This is a genomic window from Actinomadura rugatobispora (assembly GCF_042656285.1).
In the GTDB taxonomy this organism is placed as follows: Bacteria; Actinomycetota; Actinomycetes; order Streptosporangiales; family Streptosporangiaceae; genus Spirillospora; species Spirillospora rugatobispora.
Map to the genome: position 1 here is coordinate 1 of NZ_JBHSON010000249.1, position 1,162 is coordinate 1,162.

Annotated in this window: 1 protein-coding gene; it reads left to right on the forward strand. The window is 52.4% G+C overall.

The genetic code is table 11. The features are described from left to right. Positions 1–220 precede the first annotated feature (220 nt). Entirely contained in the window at positions 221–925 is a 705-nt protein-coding gene (locus ACFPZN_RS56145) for an IS6-like element IS26 family transposase (RefSeq protein ID WP_001067855.1), read from the forward strand. Positions 926–1,162: the final 237 nt, after the last annotated feature.

Genomic DNA, 1,162 nt, shown 5'->3' on the forward strand with positions numbered 1-1,162 from the left:
CTCATAGGATTTCGCCTTGCTGTAGAGCGTCATAAGCTCTTTGGAGCGGTAAGACCAACGAGTATCCAGCTCGGAGGAAAGAGCGGCGGCCTCATGGTACATCTGGGCGCTGTTTGTTGCCCCTGAGAGAAGGAGAAAGTTAAGACGCCAGAAAAGAGGCACTGTTGCAAATAGTCGGTGGTGATAAACTTATCATCCCCTTTTGCTGATGGAGCTGCACATGAACCCATTCAAAGGCCGGCATTTTCAGCGTGACATCATTCTGTGGGCCGTACGCTGGTACTGCAAATACGGCATCAGTTACCGTGAGCTGCAGGAGATGCTGGCTGAACGCGGAGTGAATGTCGATCACTCCACGATTTACCGCTGGGTTCAGCGTTATGCGCCTGAAATGGAAAAACGGCTGCGCTGGTACTGGCGTAACCCTTCCGATCTTTGCCCGTGGCACATGGATGAAACCTACGTGAAGGTCAATGGCCGCTGGGCGTATCTGTACCGGGCCGTCGACAGCCGGGGCCGCACTGTCGATTTTTATCTCTCCTCCCGTCGTAACAGCAAAGCTGCATACCGGTTTCTGGGTAAAATCCTCAACAACGTGAAGAAGTGGCAGATCCCGCGATTCATCAACACGGATAAAGCGCCCGCCTATGGTCGCGCGCTTGCTCTGCTCAAACGCGAAGGCCGGTGCCCGTCTGACGTTGAACACCGACAGATTAAGTACCGGAACAACGTGATTGAATGCGATCATGGCAAACTGAAACGGATAATCGGCGCCACGCTGGGATTTAAATCCATGAAGACGGCTTACGCCACCATCAAAGGTATTGAGGTGATGCGTGCACTACGCAAAGGCCAGGCCTCAGCATTTTATTATGGTGATCCCCTGGGCGAAATGCGCCTGGTAAGCAGAGTTTTTGAAATGTAAGGCCTTTGAATAAGACAAAAGGCTGCCTCATCGCTAACTTTGCAACAGTGCCTAATCAACGAAGGCGAGCGAATGAGGCATCTTTTCTGGCGTCTTAACTTTCTCCTTCTCTCCGGGGCAACAAACAGCGCCCAGATGTACCATGAGGCCGCCGCTCTTTCCTCCGAGCTGGATACTCGTTGGTCTTACCGCTCCAAAGAGCTTATGACGCTCTACAGCAAGGCGAAATCCTATGAG